The organism is Streptomyces chengmaiensis (genome assembly GCF_029846775.1).
GTDB classification, from domain to species: Bacteria; Actinomycetota; Actinomycetes; order Streptomycetales; family Streptomycetaceae; genus Streptomyces; species Streptomyces chengmaiensis.
In genome coordinates this window covers 47749-67044 of the sequence record NZ_JARWBG010000005.1, presented here as the reverse complement: position 1 = coordinate 67044, position 19296 = coordinate 47749, and the positions used below count along the sequence as shown (strand labels likewise).

20 protein-coding genes are annotated in these 19296 nt (G+C 72.4%); 16 read left to right on the top strand and 4 right to left on the bottom strand.

From position 1 onward, the window contains the following. Positions 1-30: 30 nt before the first annotated feature. Together QCN29_RS06600 and QCN29_RS06595 are read right to left on the bottom strand one after the other, a co-directional pair. Positions 31-1356 carry a nucleotide sugar dehydrogenase gene (locus QCN29_RS06600; RefSeq protein ID WP_240137588.1) on the bottom strand — a complete coding sequence of 442 codons (1326 nt, stop codon included), beginning with the start codon at positions 1354-1356 and terminating at the stop codon, positions 31-33. Between the two features lie 82 nt (positions 1357-1438). Further along, positions 1439-2917, bottom strand: a complete 1479-nt coding sequence (locus QCN29_RS06595; RefSeq protein WP_279926771.1) for a sugar transferase — start codon at positions 2915-2917, stop codon at positions 1439-1441. A 632-nt stretch (positions 2918-3549) separates the two neighbouring features. On the opposite strand from QCN29_RS06595, the gene rpmF reads away from it, so the two are divergent. Then, positions 3550-3720 (top strand): 50S ribosomal protein L32, encoded by a 171-nt coding sequence (gene rpmF / locus QCN29_RS06590; protein WP_279926770.1) that lies wholly within the window; start codon positions 3550-3552, stop codon positions 3718-3720. Beyond that, positions 3717-4937 (top strand): GTP-binding protein, encoded by a 1221-nt coding sequence (locus QCN29_RS06585; RefSeq protein ID WP_279926769.1) that lies wholly within the window; start codon positions 3717-3719, stop codon positions 4935-4937. The genes rpmF and QCN29_RS06585 overlap by 4 nt, the downstream gene beginning before the upstream one ends. A gap of 251 nt (positions 4938-5188) precedes the next feature. Here QCN29_RS06585 and rpsN read toward each other — a convergent pair whose 3' ends face one another. Both rpsN and rpmB read right to left on the bottom strand, forming a co-directional pair. Beyond that, a complete protein-coding gene (gene rpsN / locus QCN29_RS06580; RefSeq protein WP_279926768.1) occupies positions 5189-5494 on the bottom strand; it encodes a 30S ribosomal protein S14 in 306 nt (101 codons plus the stop codon). Continuing rightward, the gene (rpmB, locus tag QCN29_RS06575) at positions 5494-5730 is read right to left on the bottom strand and encodes a 50S ribosomal protein L28 (protein ID WP_240137582.1); all 237 of its coding nucleotides are present in this window, start codon (positions 5728-5730) and stop codon (positions 5494-5496) included. The genes rpsN and rpmB overlap by 1 nt, the downstream gene beginning before the upstream one ends. A 71-nt stretch (positions 5731-5801) precedes the next feature. Between rpmB and rpmG the strand changes: the two genes are divergently transcribed. From rpmG to QCN29_RS06505, 14 genes are all read left to right on the top strand, one after another. Further along, positions 5802-5966, top strand: a complete 165-nt coding sequence (gene rpmG / locus QCN29_RS06570) for a 50S ribosomal protein L33 (protein WP_055601144.1) — start codon at positions 5802-5804, stop codon at positions 5964-5966. A 62-nt stretch (positions 5967-6028) separates the two neighbouring features. Further along, complete coding sequence (locus QCN29_RS06565) at positions 6029-6274, top strand: type B 50S ribosomal protein L31 (protein ID WP_240137580.1); 246 nt, start codon at positions 6029-6031, stop codon at positions 6272-6274. Continuing rightward, positions 6274-7425 (top strand): CobW family GTP-binding protein, encoded by a 1152-nt coding sequence (locus QCN29_RS06560; RefSeq protein ID WP_279926767.1) that lies wholly within the window; start codon positions 6274-6276, stop codon positions 7423-7425. Before QCN29_RS06565 ends, QCN29_RS06560 begins: the two co-directional genes overlap by 1 nt. A 48-nt stretch (positions 7426-7473) precedes the next feature. Beyond that, positions 7474-7710: a 30S ribosomal protein S18 gene (gene rpsR, locus QCN29_RS06555; protein WP_279926766.1), complete on the top strand. Its 237-nt coding sequence runs from the start codon at positions 7474-7476 to the stop codon at positions 7708-7710. 245 nt (positions 7711-7955) lie between these two features. After that, positions 7956-9230, top strand: a complete 1275-nt coding sequence (locus QCN29_RS06550) for an ATP-grasp domain-containing protein (protein WP_279926765.1) — start codon at positions 7956-7958, stop codon at positions 9228-9230. Positions 9231-9235: 5 nt separating this feature from the next. Then, positions 9236-10108 (top strand): Rossmann-like domain-containing protein, encoded by an 873-nt coding sequence (locus QCN29_RS06545; protein WP_398859142.1) that lies wholly within the window; start codon positions 9236-9238, stop codon positions 10106-10108. Then, complete coding sequence (locus tag QCN29_RS06540; RefSeq protein ID WP_279926764.1) at positions 10105-11244, top strand: PLP-dependent cysteine synthase family protein; 1140 nt, start codon at positions 10105-10107, stop codon at positions 11242-11244. The genes QCN29_RS06545 and QCN29_RS06540 overlap by 4 nt, the downstream gene beginning before the upstream one ends. Further along, positions 11241-12305 carry a dipeptide epimerase gene (locus tag QCN29_RS06535; RefSeq protein ID WP_279926763.1) on the top strand — a complete coding sequence of 355 codons (1065 nt, stop codon included), beginning with the start codon at positions 11241-11243 and terminating at the stop codon, positions 12303-12305. Before QCN29_RS06540 ends, QCN29_RS06535 begins: the two co-directional genes overlap by 4 nt. Next, on the top strand, positions 12302-13639 hold the full coding sequence (locus QCN29_RS06530; protein ID WP_279926762.1) for an MFS transporter: 1338 nt from the start codon (positions 12302-12304) through the stop codon (positions 13637-13639). The genes QCN29_RS06535 and QCN29_RS06530 overlap by 4 nt, the downstream gene beginning before the upstream one ends. Further along, positions 13636-14472 carry a class I SAM-dependent methyltransferase gene (locus QCN29_RS06525; RefSeq protein ID WP_279926761.1) on the top strand — a complete coding sequence of 279 codons (837 nt, stop codon included), beginning with the start codon at positions 13636-13638 and terminating at the stop codon, positions 14470-14472. Before QCN29_RS06530 ends, QCN29_RS06525 begins: the two co-directional genes overlap by 4 nt. Then, positions 14469-16049 (top strand): ABC transporter substrate-binding protein, encoded by a 1581-nt coding sequence (locus tag QCN29_RS06520; RefSeq protein WP_279926760.1) that lies wholly within the window; start codon positions 14469-14471, stop codon positions 16047-16049. The genes QCN29_RS06525 and QCN29_RS06520 overlap by 4 nt, the downstream gene beginning before the upstream one ends. Further along, complete coding sequence (locus tag QCN29_RS06515) at positions 16037-16993, top strand: ABC transporter permease (RefSeq protein ID WP_279926944.1); 957 nt, start codon at positions 16037-16039, stop codon at positions 16991-16993. The genes QCN29_RS06520 and QCN29_RS06515 overlap by 13 nt, the downstream gene beginning before the upstream one ends. Next, the gene (locus tag QCN29_RS06510; protein WP_279926759.1) at positions 16990-17808 is read left to right on the top strand and encodes an ABC transporter permease; all 819 of its coding nucleotides are present in this window, start codon (positions 16990-16992) and stop codon (positions 17806-17808) included. Before QCN29_RS06515 ends, QCN29_RS06510 begins: the two co-directional genes overlap by 4 nt. Next, a complete protein-coding gene (locus tag QCN29_RS06505; protein ID WP_279926758.1) occupies positions 17805-19223 on the top strand; it encodes an ABC transporter ATP-binding protein in 1419 nt (472 codons plus the stop codon). Before QCN29_RS06510 ends, QCN29_RS06505 begins: the two co-directional genes overlap by 4 nt. Positions 19224-19296: the final 73 nt, after the last annotated feature.

Sequence of the window (19296 nt, the reverse complement as noted above, 5' to 3'; positions counted from 1 at the left end):
TCACCGAACGATCTGTCACCAAACGATCCGTCACCAAGCAAGGCCCACGTATCCCGGTTCGGCCCGGCGCGCCTCGGCGTCGGGAAGGCGGATGAGGTCGACGATCACCGGGCCGTCGCCATGCGGCAGCGCCGACAGCACGGCCGGATCCCTGGTCCCGACCAGGCACACCTCGGCGTGCTCGAGCACCTCGTCGACGGAGTCCGCGAGCAGTTGCGCGAGGTGGGGCAGCCGGGTCTCGATGTACTCGCGGTTCGCGCCGAGCAGCCGGGAGAGGCTCACATTGGCGTCGTAGATCCGCAGGTCGTACCCCTTGCCGAAGAGCCTCTCCGCCAGCTCGACCAGCGGGCTCTCGCGGAGGTCGTCGGTGCCTGGTTTGAAGGACAGCCCGAACAGGCCCGCCCGGCGCTTGCCGGTGCGCTCGACCAGCTCCACCGCGCGCTGCAGATGGTCGGAGTTGGAGGGCAGCACATGGGCGAGGATGGGCACCGAGACGTCGGCCCGCCGCGCCGCGTGGACCAGGCTGCGCAGGTCCTTGGGCAGGCAGGAGCCGCCGAAGGCGAAGCCGGGCCGCAGGTAGGCGGGGCTGATGTTCAGCTTGCGGTCGGCCAGGAACACGTCCATCACCTGGTGCGAGTCCACCCCGAGCGCCTGGCACACCGCGCCCAGCTCGTTCGCGAAGCCGATCTTGAGGCCGTGGAAGGCGTTGTCCGCGTATTTGATCGCCTCGGCGGTCGGGACCGGAACCCGGAACACCTCGCCCGGCAAGCCGTCGTACAGCGCCGCCACCGTATCGCCGCTTGCCGGGTCGAGCTCGCCGACGACGGTCTTGGGCGGGTCGAAGAAGTCCCGCACGCTTGTGCCCTCGCGCAGGAACTCCGGGTTGACCGCGACTCCGACGTCCACGCCGGCCGTTCCGCCGACGTACTTCTCCAGGATCGGCACCAGCAGGTTCAGACAGGTGCCCGGGAGCATGGTGCTGCGGAACACGACGGTGTGCCGCCCGCTGCTCCCACTGCGATCTGCCAGCGCGGCGCCGATCTGCTCGGTGACCCGCTCCAAGTACGCGGTGCACAGGCTGCCGTTGGGCTCCGACGGCGTGCCCACGCAGACCAGCGACACCTCGCTGCCGGTGATCGCCTCGCGGACGTCGCCGGTGGCGCGTAACGCCCCGGTCCGCACGACCTCGGCGATGAGCTCGCCGATACGCTCCTCGACCACGGGGGCCTTGCCGTCGTTGACCAGGTCGACCTTCACCTGGTTCACGTCCACCCCGATGACCTCGTGGCCCATGCCGGCCAGGCACGCGGCCGACACGCAGCCCACGTAGCCCAGCCCGAAAACGCTGACTCTCATGACCCGTTCCTCCCGCCAGGCAGGCCCTCCCGGCCTGCGGTCCGCGCGTCGGCGGGACCATTGAGCCGCAGCCCCCCGCGCATCAGTAGGCCCCCTGACCGTGGAGCACCGCACGCAGCGTCTTCCACAAGATCACTGTGTCCAGGGCGAGCGACCAGTCCTCCACGTACCGCAGGTCCAGCCGGACCGCCTCCTCCCACGACAGGTCGCTGCGTCCGCTGATCTGCCACAGGCCGGTGAGACCGGGCTTGACCAGCAGCCGCCGCCGGATGTCCGGACCGTACGCAGCGGACTCCTCCGGCAGCGGAGGCCGCGGACCGACGAGCGACATCGATCCGGCGAGCACATTGAAGAGCTGCGGGAGCTCGTCGATCGAGTACCGGCGCAGCACTGCTCCCACCCGGGTCACCCGCGGATCCCGGCGGAGCTTGAACAGCAGGCCGGCGCCCTCGTTGCGGTCGGCCAGTTCGGCACGTGCCCGGTCGGCCCCGGCGACCATGGTGCGGAACTTGAGAATGGTGAACTCGCGGCCGTCCTTGCCGACTCTGCGCTGGCGGTAGAACGCCCCGCCCCGACTGTCCGCCAGCACCAGCAGCCCGACGAACACCATCAGCGGCGCGAACAGCATCAGCAGGATCGCTGCGCCCATCCGGTCGACGACCTCTTTGACCGCCCGGCGGCCCCCGGTGAAGGTCGGCATGCTGACCCGCAGCAGCGGGATCCCGAGCACCGGGTCGATGTGCAGCCGCGGGCCGGCCACCTCCATCAGCACAGGGGCGACGACCATCTCGGTGTCGCTGCCTTCGAGGTTCCAGGCCAGCCGCTGCAGCCGGTCCGGTGACCAGTGCGGGTCCGGTGTGACCGCGACGACACGGTAGCCGTCGTGGCGGACGTGGTCGGCGACGTCCGCCAGCCGGCCGACGACAGGCACTCCGTCCAGTCGGTCACCGTCGAGCCCGGGACCGTCCGTCGTGCACACCGCGTCCACCCGCCAGCCGAGGTGCGGGAACTTGCGGGTCCGGTTGATCAGGTCGCGCAGGGTGGCCGGGCTCCCGGAGGCGAGCACCGGTCGCAGGCACCGTCCCTCCTTCCGCTGCTTGTGCAGCCACAGGCGCAGCAGATACCGCGCGGTCATGGTGATAAGGGCGATCGCGGGGATCGCGACGAAGATCCAGAGCTTGATGTTGCGCGAGGTGAGGGCGATCCCGCCGAGCGCCAGTACGACGGTCGCCGTCAGCAGTGAGCGTCCAAGCCGGCGGAACTCCTCGGCGCCCTGGCCGAGCACGGCCGGAGCCCATGCTCGGGTCACTGCAAGCGCCCCCAGCACCAGCAGTTCGGTGCCGAATGCGAGAATTCCCCACTTCTCGTGCCAGTTGGCCGCGTCCCGGGCCCCGAAGAAGTTGCCGATCGCCGCCACCACGAAGGCGGTGGCCACGGTATCGGCGATGATCACGGTACGGCGGTACCGCTGCTCCCAGTCGATCGCGGGCCGGCTGACTGCCCCGTTCGCCACCGGCCCGCGCGCCGACGGTAACGGGCTGACAATTCCCCCTTGCTGCACAGAACCCCCCAGGTCCCCAGTGGTTCGACGTGTTCGCCTATCACTGTTCCGCCCCCCGGGAGGCCCCCGCCTCCCGTGCCGCGCTGTTCCTCGCCGCGGGAGGTCCCCGCCTCCCGTGCCGCGCTGTTCTTTCCCGCGGAAAGCTCCCGCGCGTGACATCCCGGCTATTGCAGAGCTACTTGAACAACCCACCCTGGCGGCAGCGGACTCACATGTCCTGCCAGCCAGACTCTCGAGGTGCGCGGGAACCCGTCGTAACCTCGGGCGCTCCCCGCACCCAAGGCCCCCTCCAGGGCTCCAAGAATTGATCATCCCCGCGTATGGCGTCGGGGACGCGACTGTCGGATTTCCGTAGCGCCGGACCTATAGATCATCAATGGTCGCTTCTTGCCCGAACGGCTGAAGCACGGTCAATCTAGACCATCAGGGGCCGGTATGAAGAGAGGATGAGCATATTTCATGCTTCGGCTTTGAGGCTGACCCGTCGATCGGTGTCTGCCCACGGGTGCCTTGACGCCACCACGCGCCCCTGCAGCCCCGCCCGGCCCCCGAGTGCGCTGGCGGCAGTTTTAGTAATGGAATCCATTTTCATGTACGGTGGTGGCCGTTCCCTTGCTCCCCGGAGGTAGGTCATGGCTGTCCCCAAGCGGAAGATGTCCCGCAGTAACACACGTCACCGCCGCGCCCAGTGGAAGGCCACGACGCCTCAGCTCGTGCCGCTGACGGTGGACGGCTCCGTGCACCTCGTGCCGCAGCGGCTGCTGAAGGCGTACGAGCGCGGTCTGCTGCGTCCCGAGGGATGAGCGTGGGCGCCACCGCCGACCGGCGGCTGCCGGTGACCGTGCTGTCGGGGTTCCTCGGGGCAGGCAAGACCACCCTGCTCAACCACGTTCTGAGCAACCGTGAGGGCCTGCGGGTCGCGGTCATCGTCAACGACATGAGCGAGATCAACATCGACGCGGCGCTGGTGCGCGGTGGAGAGGCGGCGCTGTCGCGGACGGAGGAGCGCCTGGTCGAGATGACCAACGGGTGCATCTGCTGCACCCTGCGCGACGACCTGCTCGAAGAGGTGGAAAGGCTCGCCCGCGAGGGCCGCTTCGACTATCTGCTCATCGAGTCCAGCGGGATCTCCGAGCCGATGCCGGTCGCCGCCACCTTCGCGTTCCCGCGCGACGACGGCGCGACCCTGGGCGAGCTGGCCCGCCTGGACACGATGGTCACCGTCGTGGACGCCGCGAACTTCCTGCCGGAGCTCGCAGGGGGCGACGGTCTGGCCGAGCGCGGCCTCGACCAGTACGAGGAGGACGAGCGGACGGTCAGCGACCTGCTGATGGACCAGATCGAATTCGCCGACGTCATCGTCCTCAACAAGCTCGACCTGGTGGCTCCCGAGGATGCCGCGCGTCTGCGGGCCGCCCTGACGCGACTCAACCCGGCGGCCCGCCTGGTGACCGCCGTCCGGGGCCAGGTGGCGCCCGGTGACATCCTGGGGACCGGCCTGTTCGACCTGGAGCGGGCGCAGCAGGCGCCGGGCTGGGTCATGGAACTCAACGGCGACCATGTGCCGGAGACCGAGGAGTACGGGATCTCCAGCATCGTCTTCCGCTCCGAGGCGCCGTTTCATCCGGGCCGGCTGTTCACGTTTGTGACGAAGGGGCTGGACAGCGGCACGTACGGGACGATCCTGCGCTCGAAGGGTTTCTTCTGGCTGGCCAGTCGGCCGCATGTCACGGGGCTCTGGTCGCAGGCGGGCTCCGTCGCCCGCTTCGAACCGTCCGGTGTCCGTGACGGCGACGGCCAGGGGCAGGAACTGGTGTTCATCGGCACCGGGTTGCGTGCCGAGGCTTTGCAGGCGGCGCTGACGGCCTGCCTGGTGGCCGACGGCGAGAGCGTGCCCGCCGCCGACCCCTTCCCCTCCTGGGGCACATACGGCATCGAGGACGCCTGCGAGCACGAGCAGGAGCACGCGCACGAGCAGGAGCACGAGCGCGAACACTCCGCGCTCGTGCGGTCCGCCTGACAGACTCCGGGTCGGGCGGTGGTCGCAGCCACGGCACCGCCCGACCCGGCCAACGCCTGAAGGCACCTCGCCACTGCGAGGTGCCTTCAGGCGTTGGCCGGGGTGTACGCACCCCACGGCTCAGCGCTTCGGAGGCGAACGGGACGCCCTCGCCGCAGGCGTCCTGGGTCCGGCGGCGCCGGCCGAGCGGACCCCACCGGATCTTCGCGGTGGGGCAGCTCGGCCAGCGTGTGCACGTCATCCGGTGGGGATCACCAGGAGGACTTCGTCACTCCGGGGAGAAAGCCGGCGTGGGCCTGCTGCCGGGCGCGGACCCGGGAGAGTCCGAACTTGCGCAGGTAGCCGCGGGGGCGGCCGTCGACGCTGTCGCGGTTGCGGACCCGGGTGGCGCTGGCGTTGCGCGGCTGCCGGCTCAGTTCCGCCTGCGCGGCCCGGCGCTCCTCCGCGGTCGACGAGGGGCGGCGGATGACCTCCTTCAGTTCGGCCCGCCGGGCGGCGTAGCGCTCGACGGTCTCCTTGCGCTTCTCGTTCTGCGCGATCTTGCTCTTCTTCGCCATCAGACCTTCACCCCTCGTGCCCGGATCCGGGCCACGGCCGCCTCGATGCCGATCGCGTCCACCGTCTTGATCGCCTTGGTGCTCAGGGTCAGGCGGATGTGCCGTCCCTCGCTGGGCAGCCAGTAGCGCTTGCGCTGGATGTTGGGGTCAAAGCGGCGGGAGGTGCGCCGGTGGGAGTGGGAGATGGTGTTGCCGAAGCCCGGCTTGGCGCCGGTCAGTTGGCAGTGGGCGGACATGGATGTTTCCTGCCTCTCTCTGTGGCTGTCAGCCGTGTTGGTAATGAAAACCGTTCCCATATACTAGCCTCATGGCACGCAACGAACTCCGCCCGGTCATCAAGCTGCGCTCCACCGCGGGCACCGGCTTCACCTACGTCACCCGCAAGAACCGGCGGAACAACCCCGACCGACTGGTGCTGCGCAAGTACGACCCGATGGCCCGCCGCCACGTCGACTTCCGCGAAGAGCGCTGAGCGCCCGCCCGCCGAAGCAAATGAGCACCCACCCGCCGAAGCAAAGAAGAAAGGTCCCTGCCATGAAGCCCGGCATCCACCCCGCCTACGGCCCTGTCGTCTTCCGCGACTCCGCCTCCGGCGCCGCCTTCCTCACCCGTTCCACCATGACCAGCCAGAAGACGATCGAGTGGGAGGACGGCCAGACCTACCCGGTCGTCGACGTGGAGATCTCCTCCGTGAGCCACCCCTTCTACACCGGCACCGCCCGCGTCATGGACACCGCCGGCCGTGTCGAACGCTTCGAGCGCCGCTACGGGGCCCGCTGATGGCGCAGGACCCCCAGCTGCCCGTCGTGATCGTCGCCGGGCTCCACGCCGACGCCCGCAAGGAGGCCGTCGATCGCCTCCTGCGGGCCGTCCCCGGCAGCGTCGCTCTTCACCACGACCTGACGGGCGCGGCGGACGGCGCGGTGCGCCGCCTGATCCGCGACGCCGACGGGCTCCTGTCCGAGGGCGACACGCCGCTTGTCAACGGCTGCGCATGCTGCGCGCTGCGCGAGGATCTCGTGCCGGAGCTGGAGCGGCTGGCCGGCGCCGGCCTGACCCGGCTCGCGGTGGTCGAACTGTGGGACTCGGTCGAGCCGAAGGCGATGGCCGAGGTCGTGGCCGCACACGGCGGAGGCGGCCTGGTCCTCACCAACGTGATCACGGCGGTGGACCCGGCTCTCGTGCTGCCGTACCTCGCCAACGGCGACGACCTCGCCGAAGCAGGCCTGGCCGCCGCCCCCACCGACCAGCGCACCGTCGGGGACACCTGGGCCCGCCAGCTTGAGTACGCGCCCGTTCTCGCTGTGGTCGACAACGAGGAGGCCGACGACGAGGACCGCGCGCTGCTCGCCCAGCTGCACCCCACCGCCCGCCGGGTGACGGCCGACTCGGGCGACCTCGTCGACGCCGCCTTCGCGGGCTTCGACGTCGAGGCCGCCGCGGCAGCGCAGCACCCCGCGTGCGCGCTGCTGCCCCAGGACGCGGACGAGGCCGGCGTCACCACGCTCGTCTGGAATCGCCGACGGCCGTTCCATCCCGAGCGCCTGTATCAGGCCCTTGAGGACCTGTGCTGCGCGGCCGCCCGCAGCCGCGGCCGGTTCTGGCTCGCCGACCGCCCCGACACGCTGCTCGCCTGGGACGCGGCCGGCGGCGCGCTGTGCGTGGAGAGCGCCGGCCCGTGGCTGGCCTCCCTGCCCGACGCCGCCTGGGAGATGGTCCCGCCGATGCGCCGGGCCGCCGCGGCCATGGACTGGCATCCCGAGCACGGCGACTGCTGCCAGCACCTCGTCTTCACCTCGCCCGGCCTCGACCGCGACGGCCTGGAACAGCTCCTCGAATCCTGCCTCCTCACGGACGAGGAGTACGCGGCCGGGCCGGACGGCTGGAGGCGCCTGCCCGCCGCCTTCGACTCCCTCCTCGACGCCGCCTGACAGCCCACCCCACCCCACCCCACCCCACCCACCGCAGAAGGAGCACCCATGGCACGCCGCCAGGATGTCCGCAAGCCCGCGAAGTCCCGCCCCAACCCGCTCGACGCGGCCGGGATCGCGTACATCGACTACAAGGACACCGAGCTGCTGCGGAAGTTCATCTCCGACCGCGGCAAGATCCGCAGCCGCCGTGTCACCCGGGTCACCGCCCAGCAGCAGCGACAGCTCGCCGCAGCCATCAAGAACGCCCGCGAGATGGCCCTGCTGCCGTACGTCAGCCGGTAGGGACTGGTCGTGGGTCAGCGGAAGGTCCCTCGACGGTGGTGACCACCGTCGGGGGGCCTTGGGCCGTCAGGCCCTGAGGGCCGCGGACATCAGGCGGTGTGCACCATCGCACGGGCCGGCCCGTGCCGCCGGTTCCTGCTTCGGGGGTCCGCAGGCTACCCGAGAAAACTCCTATTGGAAATGAAAACGATTTCCGATAAGGTCGGCGTCGCACAGCGCCGACGGCAGTCTGAGAGGAAGATCCGGTGGGACATCTGCTGGTGATCGAAAGCTGGGTGGGGTCGATGAGCAGGCTGCTGCCCAGGGCGATCCGCGAAGACGGGCACGAGTTCACCTTCGTCACCCGCGACCTGCACCACTACCTGCGCCCGGCCTCGGCGGGCGACGGGCCGCACCCGCTGCTCACGGCCCGCAACATCATCACGGCGGACACCAACGACACGAGCGCCCTCCTCGCGCGGATCGAGGGCCTGCATGCCGTTCTCGGCTTCGACGGGGTGGTCTCCTCTTGCGACTACTACCTTCCGGCCGTCGCGCACACCGCCCGGCGGCTGGGCCTGCCCGGGCCTGCCCCGGAGGCCGTCGAGGCGGCGTGCCGCAAGGACCTGACGCGCCGTGTGCTCGCCGAAGCGGACGTGGCCGGACCCCGGTTCGCGATCTGCGAGGGAGCCGGGGACGCGGCCGTCGCCGCCGGCGAGATCGGCTACCCGCTCGTCGTGAAGCCGGTCGACCTGTGTGCGGGCATGCTGGTCCGCGCGGTGCGCGACGAACGCGAACTGGAGCTCGCCTGCCAGGCCCTCGCCGCCTTCCCGGTCAACGCCCGCGGCCAGGACCGCACCCCCGTCATCCTGCTCGAAGAGCTGCTGGAGGGGCCCGAAGTCAGTGTCGAGACCGTCTCCTTCGGCGGCGCCACCCACGTCGTGGGCGTCACCGACAAGAGCATCGGCGGAGCGCCCGCCTTCATCGAGACCGGCCACATGTTCCCGGCCGGCATCGAGGGGGCCCTGGCCTCGGAGACGGCCGAGACCGCGCTGCGGGCGGTCAAGGCACTGGGCCTGGACCAGGCGGTCTGCCACACCGAGATCAAACTGACGCCCGACGGGCCCCGGGTCGTCGAGGTCAACCCCCGCCCGGCCGGCAACCGCATCACCGAACTGGTCCGCCATGTCACGGGCATCGACCTCGCGACCGCCTGCGTGGACGTGGCCCTCGGCCGCGTGCCCGACCTCGCACCGCGAGCGACCGGCGTGCGCAGCGCCGCCATCGCCTTCCTCCTGCCCGACTCCGCCGGCGTCCTCGCCGGCATCGAGGGGGCCGAGGCCGTCCGTGCCCGGCCCGAGGTGCTGGAGCTCACCCTCGCCGAACCCGGCCGCAGCGTGCGCGCCGCCACCAGCAACAACGAGTACCTCGGGCACGTCATGACGGCCGACACCGAGGGCGGCGGCGCCCGCGCGTACGCCGAGCGGCTGCTGGCCGAACTGCACCCCGGTTACGAGCCCTCCGCGGCGGTGCACGCGTGACGACCCTGCCCGTCCAGCACACGCGCGACGCCCGCGGGTTCGGGCACGACGACCCCGTGGTCCGGACCGTGGCTGAGCTCTTCGACGCCGTCCGCGCCGGGGCGTACGGCCCCGACCCGGCCCACGAGCGGATATCCCTCGCCTTCACCACGACCCAGGCCGTCCGCCACGAGGGCCGTGCTCGCGGATACCGCAACGAGGTGCTCAGCCTGCGGCTCGACGCGGCCCTCGGATCCTGCGCCGTGGAGCCCGGGGCGCTGCCCGCGGACGCCCTCGACGACTGCGTGGGCGCCACCGTCGCCGACCTCCTGTCCCATCCGCTCCTGCCGGTGCGGACCGCGGCCCTCGACGCCTACCTGGCCCACGTACGCCCGCACACGCCGGGCAACGGCGCCCGGCCGTATCCTCTGGCGGCCGGAAGTTCGCTGAGCCGTTCCCGGGCCCGCGCCCGCGCCGTCGTCGACCTCCTGCCCGCCGACTCCGCAACGCCCGGCGAGCACCTACCGGTGCTGGTGATCGGAGTCGTCAACTCGCTGCTCGAGCAGCTACGTTCGCGTGGCCGTGCCTACCTGCCGTGCGACCTCAAGGGCGGCGCCACCGAGTGGGGCGAGCCCGTCCTCACCGACACGGCAGCACAACTCGAACGCTGCGGCGCCGTCCTCGCCTCCGGCATGACCCTCGGCAACGGCACCTTCCAGGGCCTGCTCGACCACGCCGCCGAGACCGGCAAGCCCCTCGTGATGTTCGCCCAGACCGGCAGCGCCGTCCTGCCCCGCTTCCTCGGCGCGGGAGTGAGCGCCGTGTCCGCCGAGCCGTACCCGTTCTTCTGGCTCGACGGCGGCCCGGGAATCATCCACCGCTACGGAGGCCGCTCGTGACCCTCGCTCCGCTCCTGCACCGGTCCGACGTCACGGTCGCCAACCCCGATCTCCTGCCCCTGCTGGGTCGTACCCCCGTCGCCCGCATCCGCACCGACCTGCCCCACGCCCACCCCGGGTTCTGGGCCAAGCTCGAGTATCTCGGCGCCGGCGGCATGAAGGCCCGTGCGGCGGTGTCCATGCTGACTGCCGCCCGCAGACGCGGTGAGCTGCGCCCCGGCGCCCCGGTCGTGGAGTCCACCTCCGGCACCATGGGCATCGGTCTTGCCTTCGCCGGACAGGTCCTCGGCCACCCCGTCGTCCTCGTCGGCGACACCGAACTCGAACCGGCCATGCGGCAGCTGCTGCGCACCTACGGCGCCCGGCTGGAACTCGTCGACCGCCCGGCCGCCCAGGGCGGCTGGCAGGCCGCCCGCATCGCCCGGCTGCGCGAGGTCCTGGCCCGTACCGAGGACGCCTACTGGCCCGACCAGTACAACAACCCCGACAACCCGGCCGGTTACCGTTCGATGGCAGCGGAACTGATCGGCCAGCTCGACCACCTGGACGTCCTGGTGTGCAGCGTGGGCACCGGCGGGCACAGTGCCGGACTGGTCGGACCGCTGCGCCGGCGCTGGCCCCGGCTGAAGGTCATCGGTGTCGACTCCGTCGGCTCCGCCATCTTCGGGCAGCCCGCCCGGCCGCGCCTGATGCGCGGACTCGGCAGCAGCATCCACCCCGGCAACGTCCGGCACCGCGTCTTCGACGAGGTGCACTGGGTGGGTCCCGCGGAGGCCGTCGACGCCTGCCGCCGCCTCGCCCGCGGCAGCTTCGTCAGCGGCGGCTGGAGCACCGGCGCCGTCGCGCTGGTCTCCGCGTGGGCCGCCCGGGCCGAGCCCGGAACCGTCGTCGCCACCGTCTTCCCCGACGGCCCCCACCGCTACCTCGGCACCGTCTATGACGACGACTTCTGCCACGCCCACGGACTCAAGGCCACCGCCCCGGCCACCCGCCCGCTGGAGATCCCGCACCCGCGCGCGGCCGAGGCCGTCGGCTGGACGCGCTGCCGCACCGTCGTGGATCCCGTCGCCCCCGTCCCCGTACCTGGTGGCGCACCCCTCGCTGCCCATGTTCCGGCCCCCGGAGGCGCCGTATGAGACTCACCTGGCACACCGCCTCACTGGAACTGGCGGAGCCGCTGCGCATCTCCCGCTCCGTGATGGCCCGCCGCGACGCCGTCTGGGTCCGCCTGGAACACGGTGGGCTGAGCGGTTGGGGGGAGGCCGTCAGCAGCGATTTCCTCGGGCTGCCCACCGAGCGCATCCTGCGCCGCCTGAGCGACGTGCGCCCGGCCGTGGAGCGCCTGCCGGACCCGGAGACAGCCTGGGCCGAACTCGCCCCCGAGAGCTCCCTCTGCGGCGACCTGCCCGCCGGAGTCCTCGCCGCGGTCGAGGCCGCCGTACTGGACCTCACCGGCAAACGGGCCGGCGAATCCGCGCACCAGCTCCTGGGCAGCCCCCTGCGCCCGTCGGCGGCCACGGCCCGCACCATCGGGATCGTCCCGCCCGTGTCCGCGGCCGCCCAGGCCGGCCGGCTCGCCGCGGCCGGGTTCACCGTCCTGAAGGTCAAGGCAGGGTCCCCCGACCCGACCGAGGACCTCGCCCGGGTCGACGCCGTCCGCGAAGGAGCACCCGCCGCCGACCTGCTGCTCGACCCCAACGGCGCCTGGACCGAGGACCAGGCCCACACACTGCTGCCCCGCTTCGCCGCCCTCGGCGTCACCGCCGTGGAACAGCCCATCGCGGCCGGCCGACCCGAGGCCCTGGCCCGGGTCGCCGCCCTCTCCCCGGTCCCGGTGATCGCCGACGAGGACGCCGTCTCCTACCAGGACGCCGCAGCCCTCGCCGGCCGGGTCCACGGCGTCAACGTGAAACTCGCCAAATGCGGCGGCGTACGGGCCGCGCTGCGCATCCACGCCGCGCTGCGCGGCAGCGGAACCGACCTCATGCTCGGCTGCCTGACGTCCAGTTCGCTCGGCATCGCGCCCGCCGTCCATCTGGTCGACCGGGCCCGCTGGGTAGACCTCGACGGCCATCTGCTGCTCGCCGACGACCCGTGGACCGGGATCGGCGGCGCCGACGGCGCCGTACGGCCCGCCCCACGCGACGGCCTGGGAGTGCTGCGCCGTGCCGCGATACCCGCCGGGGCCACACGGTGAAGACCCTCGCCGCCGTGCGCGGATTCCCGCCGGCCGTGCGACTCCTGCTGGTCAACCAGCTCGGCGTCAACACCGGCTTCTACCTGCTCATCCCGTACCTCGCCACCCACCTCACCGACGACCTCGGAATGTCGGCGGCGGTGGTCGGACTGGTCCTGGGACTGCGCAACCTCAGCCAGCAGGGGATGTTCCTGATCGGAGGCTCGGCAGCCGACCGCCTCGGGGCCCGCGGCGTGATCATCGCGGGCTGCGGGCTGCGCACCCTCGGCTTCGCGCTGTTCGCCTTCGGCGACGCCCTGCCCGTGCTCATCGCCGCGTCGGTGCTGAGCGGGCTGGCCGGCGCGCTGTTCAACCCGGCCGTACGGACCTACGTCGCCCAGGAGTCCGGTGACCGCAAGGCCGAGGCGTTCGCGCTGTTCAACGTGTTCGCGACGGCCGGGGCGCTGCTCGGGCCGCTCCTGGGGAGCCTGCTGCTGTTCGGCGGCTTCAGGGCGGCGGCGCTCACCGCCGCGGGCCTGTTCGCGCTGCTCACCGTCGCACAGGCCGCCGTACTGCCCGCCCGCGCGGTACCGCCTCCGGCCGGCTCCGTCCTCGGCGACTGGCGGGAGGTGGCGGGCAACCGCCGCTTCGTGGCCTTCGCCCTGGCCATGGTCGGCATGTACGGCATGGAGAGCCAGCTCTACCTGCTCTTCCCGCACGCCGCGCGGCAGGCCACCGGGTGGGCGGGCGCCGTCGGGCTGCTCTTCATGGCCGGGACCCTCGCCAACCTCCTGTTCCAGCTGCGTCTCACCCGCCGGCTGACCGAACGGGGCGGCGGCCGCGGCCGCTGGATCGCCGCCGGGCTGGGCGTCAGCGCGCTCGGTTTCGTGCCGCCCATGATGGTGGCGGGTGCCACGGGGGAGCATCCGGTGTGGCTGCTGCCGGTCCTGGCCGGGACGCTGCTGATGCACCTCGGGTTGATGACCGCCCAGCCGTTCGTCATGGAGCTCATCCCCGCGTTCGGCCGCACGGACCTCACCGGCACCTTCTACGGCCTCTTCTACGCCGTGTCCGGAGTGGCCGCCGCGGGCGCCGGGGCGGGCATCGGGTGGGCCATGGACACCGCCGCGCACACCGGGCCGGCGTGGCTTCCGTACGCCTGCTGCACGGCCCTCGGCCTTGCATCGGCGGCTGCCGTCACCCGGCTGCACCGGCGAGGGTCCCTGCCCGCCGCTCCCGCCACCGGGAAGGCGTCGAGTGCCCCGGCCTCCCGGGACCAGGACCCGGACCCGCACCCGGGCGCGGCCCCCGCCGCCCCGCCCGGCGACCACCGCCCCCTGAGCGAGACCAGATGAGCACCGGCAACCTCCTGACCGACCACCCCGAGCTCTACGAAGAGCGCTTCCCCGACCCCGACCGCCTTGCCGCGCGCTGGGCCGAGGACACCCTGCGCCGGCACGGCGCGGGGCCTCGGGTCCTGGACATCGGCTGCGGCACCGGCCGTGACGCGGCCTGGCTGCACCACCATGCCGGACGCCGAGTCACCGGCATCGACACCGCCGAGGCCATGCTCGCCCACGCCCGCTGTGCCCACCCGGGCCCCGACTACCACCGCGCCGACATGCGGGACTTTGACCTCAAAGCCGCCTTCGACGCCGTCGTCTGCCTGGACAGCGCCCTCCTGTACTGCCACACCAACGACGACCTGACGGCGTTCCTCGACCGCTGCCGCGCCCACCTCACCCCCGGCGGCCTGCTCATCGCGGAGATGCGCAACGGCGCCTTCTTCCTCGGCAACACCGAACTCCTCGGCGGACCGCGCACCGCCTCCTTCGGCTGGCGCGGCACCACCCACACCTCCCACACCACCCTGTGGATCGACCACGGCGCCCAACTCCTGCGCCGCCGCCGCGCCTGGAGCGCCGACGACGGCACACCGCCACAGGAGCAGCACTCCGCCTGGCGGCTGCTGTTCCCCCAGGAGCTGAGGTACTTCCTCACCACCGCGGGCTTCGAGGTCCTCGACCTGTACGACCACCCCGGCCCACGCACCGAACCGCCGTGGCGCGAAGGCGACTCGCCGCACGGGACCACGAGTTCCGACCGCCTGCACCTCGTCGCCCGGCTCCCTCACCCGAACCACCCCCCGCTCAACTCCCAGCACAGCGATGGAGACACCACACCGTGAACCGACCCTGCTCCGGCCTCGCCCGCAGAGGCTTCCTCCTCGCCACCGCCACGGCCGCCGCCGCCGCCCTCGCCTTCACCGCCGGCTGTGCCGGCGACACCGGAAAGACCGCCGATCCCACGAACGCCGCCGAGACAGGCAACCCCAAGCGCGGCGGCACGCTCCGGGCAGCCTTCCCGGGCGGCGGGGCGGGCGAGACCCTCGATCCGCACGCCGCCAGCCTGTTCGTGGACGCCGCCCGCGCCAAGGCCCTCTACGACAAGCTCGCCGACTTCGGCGCCGACCTCGCGCCCGTACCGCGGCTCGCCGAGCGCTGGGAGCCCAACACCACCCTCGATACCTGGAAGATCACACTCCGCAAGGCCACCTTCCACGACGGCCGCCCGGTCACCGCCGAGGACGTCCTCTACAGCTACCGCCGGATCGCCGACCCCAAGGGCACCTTCCGCGCCAAGGCATCCCTGGAGCCCATCGATCTCGCCGCCAGCCGCGCCCTCGACGCGTCCACCGTCGAGTTCAAGCTGAAGCGTCCGTACGCCGAATTCCCCAACGTCCTCGCGGCGTTCGGCGCGTACATCGTTCCCAAGGACGCGACCTCCTTCGACAAGCCCATCGGCTCCGGACCGTTCACTTATCGCTCCTTCACCCCCGGCAAGTCCCTCGTCGTCAAGCGCAACGACGCCTACTGGGAGGGCGCACCCCACCTCGACCAGGTCGAGTTCGTCGTCGCCTCCGAGGAGTCGGCCCGGGTCAGCGCGCTGCTCGGCGGCCAGGTCCAGTACGCCCACGAGCTGAGCCCCGCCACCGCCCGCACCCACGAGGGCAAGGGGAAGATCGAGGTCATCAGGCTGCCCGGCAGCTCCATGCAGGGCTTCGTGATGAAGACAGACCGGCCGCCGTTCGACGACAAGCGCGTCCGCCAGGCGTTCTTCCTCATCGCGGACCGCAAGGAGCTCGTCGACGGCGCCCTCTCCGGCGCCGGCGAGATCGGCAACGACCTCTTCGGCAAGGGCTACCAGTACTACCCGTCCGGCCTGCCCCAGCGCACCCAGGACCTCGACCGGGCCCGCGCCCTCCTCAAGGAGGCCGGCGCGGAGAACCTCAAGGTCACCCTGGACACCGCGCCCGCCGCCACCGGCTTCGTCGAGGCCGCCGGGATCTTCAAGGAGCAGGCCGCCAAGGCCGGGGTCACGGTCGAGGTCAAGGTCGGCAACAAGGACACGTACTGGAAGGACATCCGCGACAACGGGACCTTCGCCTCCTACCGGTCCGGATCCATGCCCATCGAGTCCCACATCTCGCAGCGCCTGCTCACCGGATCCACCACCAACGCCACCAAGTGGCGCCAGAAGGACTTCGACGACCTGTACCAGCAGGCCCAGTCCACCCGTGACGAGAAGGAGCGAGCCGCCCTCTACGAGCGCATGCAGCGACGCCTGTACGACGAAGGCGGCTTCCTGATCTGGGGCTTCGCCGACTGGATCGTCGCCACCGCACCTGCCGTGCACGGCGTCGACGCGAAGGCCCCCGCCAACACCCTCGACTGGGCCCGCTTCGACAAGATCTGGATCGCGTGACCCTCCACCTCCACTGGGTCGGCCGCCGTCTGCTCCTCGGACTGGGACAGACGGCGGCCGTCGTCCTGTTCGTCTTCGCGCTCACCGAAGCCCTGCCCGGGGACGCGGCCGTCGCCCTGGCCGGCGACCAGCCCGACCCCGAGCGCATCGCCCGCATCCGCGCGGCCCTGGACCTGGACCGACCCGCCGCCGAACGCTTCCTGGACTGGGCCGCCGGACTCCTCCACGGCGACCTCGGCACGTCCCTGGTCAGCGGACGACCCGTCGCCGCCTACCTGTCCGGCGGCCTTGGGCCCACGGTGCTGCTCGCCTGCGCCACCCTCGTCGTGCTGCTGCCGCTGTCGGCCGGGCTCGGCGTGCTCTGCGCCCGCCGCGAGGGCGGCCCGCTGGACCGTTCCCTCAGCGCACTGACCCTGGCCGTGCACTCCGTACCCGAATTCGCCCTCGGTGTGCTGCTGGCCACCGTGTTCGGGCTCTGGCTGGGCTGGCTGCCGCCCACCGCCGTCGGCGCGGACCCGCTCACCGAGCCGGCCGTACTGGTCCTGCCCGTCCTCGTCCTGGTCTCCCGGCCCGTGTGCACCCTCAGCCGCCTGGTGCGCGCCGGGATGATCGACGCGATGGCCTCGCCGTACGTGGCCCAGGCCCAGCGCTGCGGCGTCGGCGGCGCACGCCTCCGCTGGGCGCATGCCCTGCCCAACGCGCTCGCCCCGGCCGCCCAGCAGGTGGCCAGGACCTGCGACTGGCTGTTGAGCGGGGTGATCGTCGTCGAAGCCCTCTTCGTCATCCCCGGCCTCGGAACCGTACTCGTCGACGCCGTCGCCGCCCGGGACGTGCCCGTCGTCCAGGGCATGGCCGTCGTCTTCGGCGTGGTCACCGTCCTCGCGAACCTCGGGGCCGACCTCGTCGCCCGCCGGTTCGCCCCCCGCGCGGAGGTGGTCGCATGACGCGTCACGCTCCCAGATACGCGTTGGCCGTGGGGCTCATCGCCGTGCCCCTGCTGCTGGCCGCCCTCGGGCCCCTGCTCGCCGGGCCGGCCGGGCCGCGTTCGGTCTCGTTCAGCTCGGGCGCCGGGCACTGGCTGGGCGTCGATTTCAGTGGCCGGGACGTCTGGCGGCAGGTCCTGCTCGGCGGCCGTTCCGTGGTCCTCGTGGCTCTCTCGGCCACCGGCCTCGCCTATCTGGTGGCCGTCCCCCTCGGGTTGACCGCCGCGCTCACCCGCCGCACCTGGCTGGAGGAGGCCCTCATGCGGCCCCTCGACGTACTGATCGCCGTGCCGTCGCTCCTGCTTGTGCTGCTGGTCGCGGCGACCCTGACCCCGGGGCCGGCCGGGCTGGCCGTCCTGGTCGGGATGGCCGCCGTGCCCGACGTCGCGCGTGTCGTGCATGCGGCGGCCGCCGAGATCTCCGCCCGGCCAGCCGTCGAGGCGCTGCGGATGCAGGGCGAGTCCTGGTGGCGTACGGCACTCGGCTATGTGGCCCGCTCCATGCGCCGGACCATCGCCGCCGACGCGGGGATCCGGCTGACCGGCGCCCTGTACCTGGTGGCCACGGCCGCGTTCCTCGGGATCGGCGTCGAGCCGGACGCCGCCGACTGGGCGGTGATGGTGGACCGCAACCGCACGGGACTGTTCCTCCAGCCGTGGGCCGTTGTGGTGCCCGCCCTGCTCATCGCCGCCCTGTCGATGGGCGCCAACCTGCTCTTCGACGCCGCCCTGCACACACCGGCCGCCAAGGCCGCCAGGAAAGGAGGGCGGCGATGAACCCGGTCGCCGAAGTGGACGGACTGCGCGTGGAGGTGGCCGGCGGCACGCTCGTCGACGGGGTGAGCCTGACGGCCCGCGCCGGACGGATCACGGCTCTCGTCGGGCCCTCGGGCAGCGGGAAGACCACCACCGGACGCGCTCTGCTCGGCGAGTTCCCGCCCGGCGCCCGGGTCGACGGCCGGATCCGCACCCCCGGCCCCGGAGCCGTCGGCTACGTACCCCAGCACCCCGCCGCCGTTCTCAACCCCGCCCGCCGCGCCGGAGCGCTCCTGCGGGACATCGCCGCCCTGCGGGGCGGCACCCGCCGCGAGATCCGCGACCGCGTCGAGCACGCCCTGCGACGGGCCCAGCTGCCCGACCCCGCGACGGTGCTTCGCCGCTACCCCCACCAGCTCTCCGGCGGCCAGCAGCAGCGGGTCGTCATCGCGCAGGCCCTGCTCCTGGGGGCCAGGGTGATCGTCGCCGACGAACCCACCACGGGCCAGGACCCCGCCACCAAACGGGGCGTCGTCGAGGCGCTGGCCGATGTCGCCGAACAGGGCATCGCCCTGGTCCTGCTGAGCCACGACCGGGACGTCGTCCGGCAGCTGGCCGACGATGTGGTCGTGCTGCGGGCCGGTCGGGTCGTGGACCGCGGACCGGCGGACACGGTGCTGCCCGCTGCCGTGAAGCCAGTGGCTGACCGGTCACGATCCGCCGTACCACCCGCCGTACCACCCGCCGGAACGCGCGTGGAGGCACGGGACCTGACGGCCCGGCACCGGACCACGCGCGGCGCCGTTCCGGTGCTGCACGGCGTCACGGTGTCGGTGGCGCCGGGAGAGTGCCTGGCCGTGGCCGGCCGTTCAGGCAGCGGCAAGACCACCCTGGGCCGCTGCCTGGCCGGGCTGCACTCCGCGTACGACGGGGCGGTCCTGCTCGGCGGGGCGCCGCTGCCGCGCAGCCTCCGCGCCCGAACCCGCGCCGAACTGGCCGCCGTCCAGTACGTGTTCCAGGACCCCGGGGCGGCCTTCGACGAGCACCGGCCGGTCCTCGACCAGGTCGCCCGCACGGCGGTCCGGCTGCGCGGCGCCGACCGGCATACCGCACGCAGGGCCGCCGTGCGCACCCTGGCCGAGCTGGGACTGGCCGAGGACCTGACCCTGCGCCGCCCCGGCGCGCTGTCCGGCGGCGAACTCCAACGGGCCGCCCTGGCCCGGGCACTGCTGGCCGAGCCCAGGGTCCTGATCTGCGACGAGATCACCTCCGGCCTCGACCCCGCCACGCGCGACGCCATCCTCGCCGTCCTGACGAGACTCCGTGACCGGACGGCACTCAGCCTGGTGTTCATCACCCATGACCGGAATGCCGCGGACGCCCTGGCCGACCGGACGGCGGAGCTCGACGCCGGCCGTCTGGTCGCATGCGGGTAGCCGTCTGCTGCCGTCGCGGCGACCGGTCATATAGGCAGAGACAGCCGCGACTTCGTGACGCTCGTTTGACGCA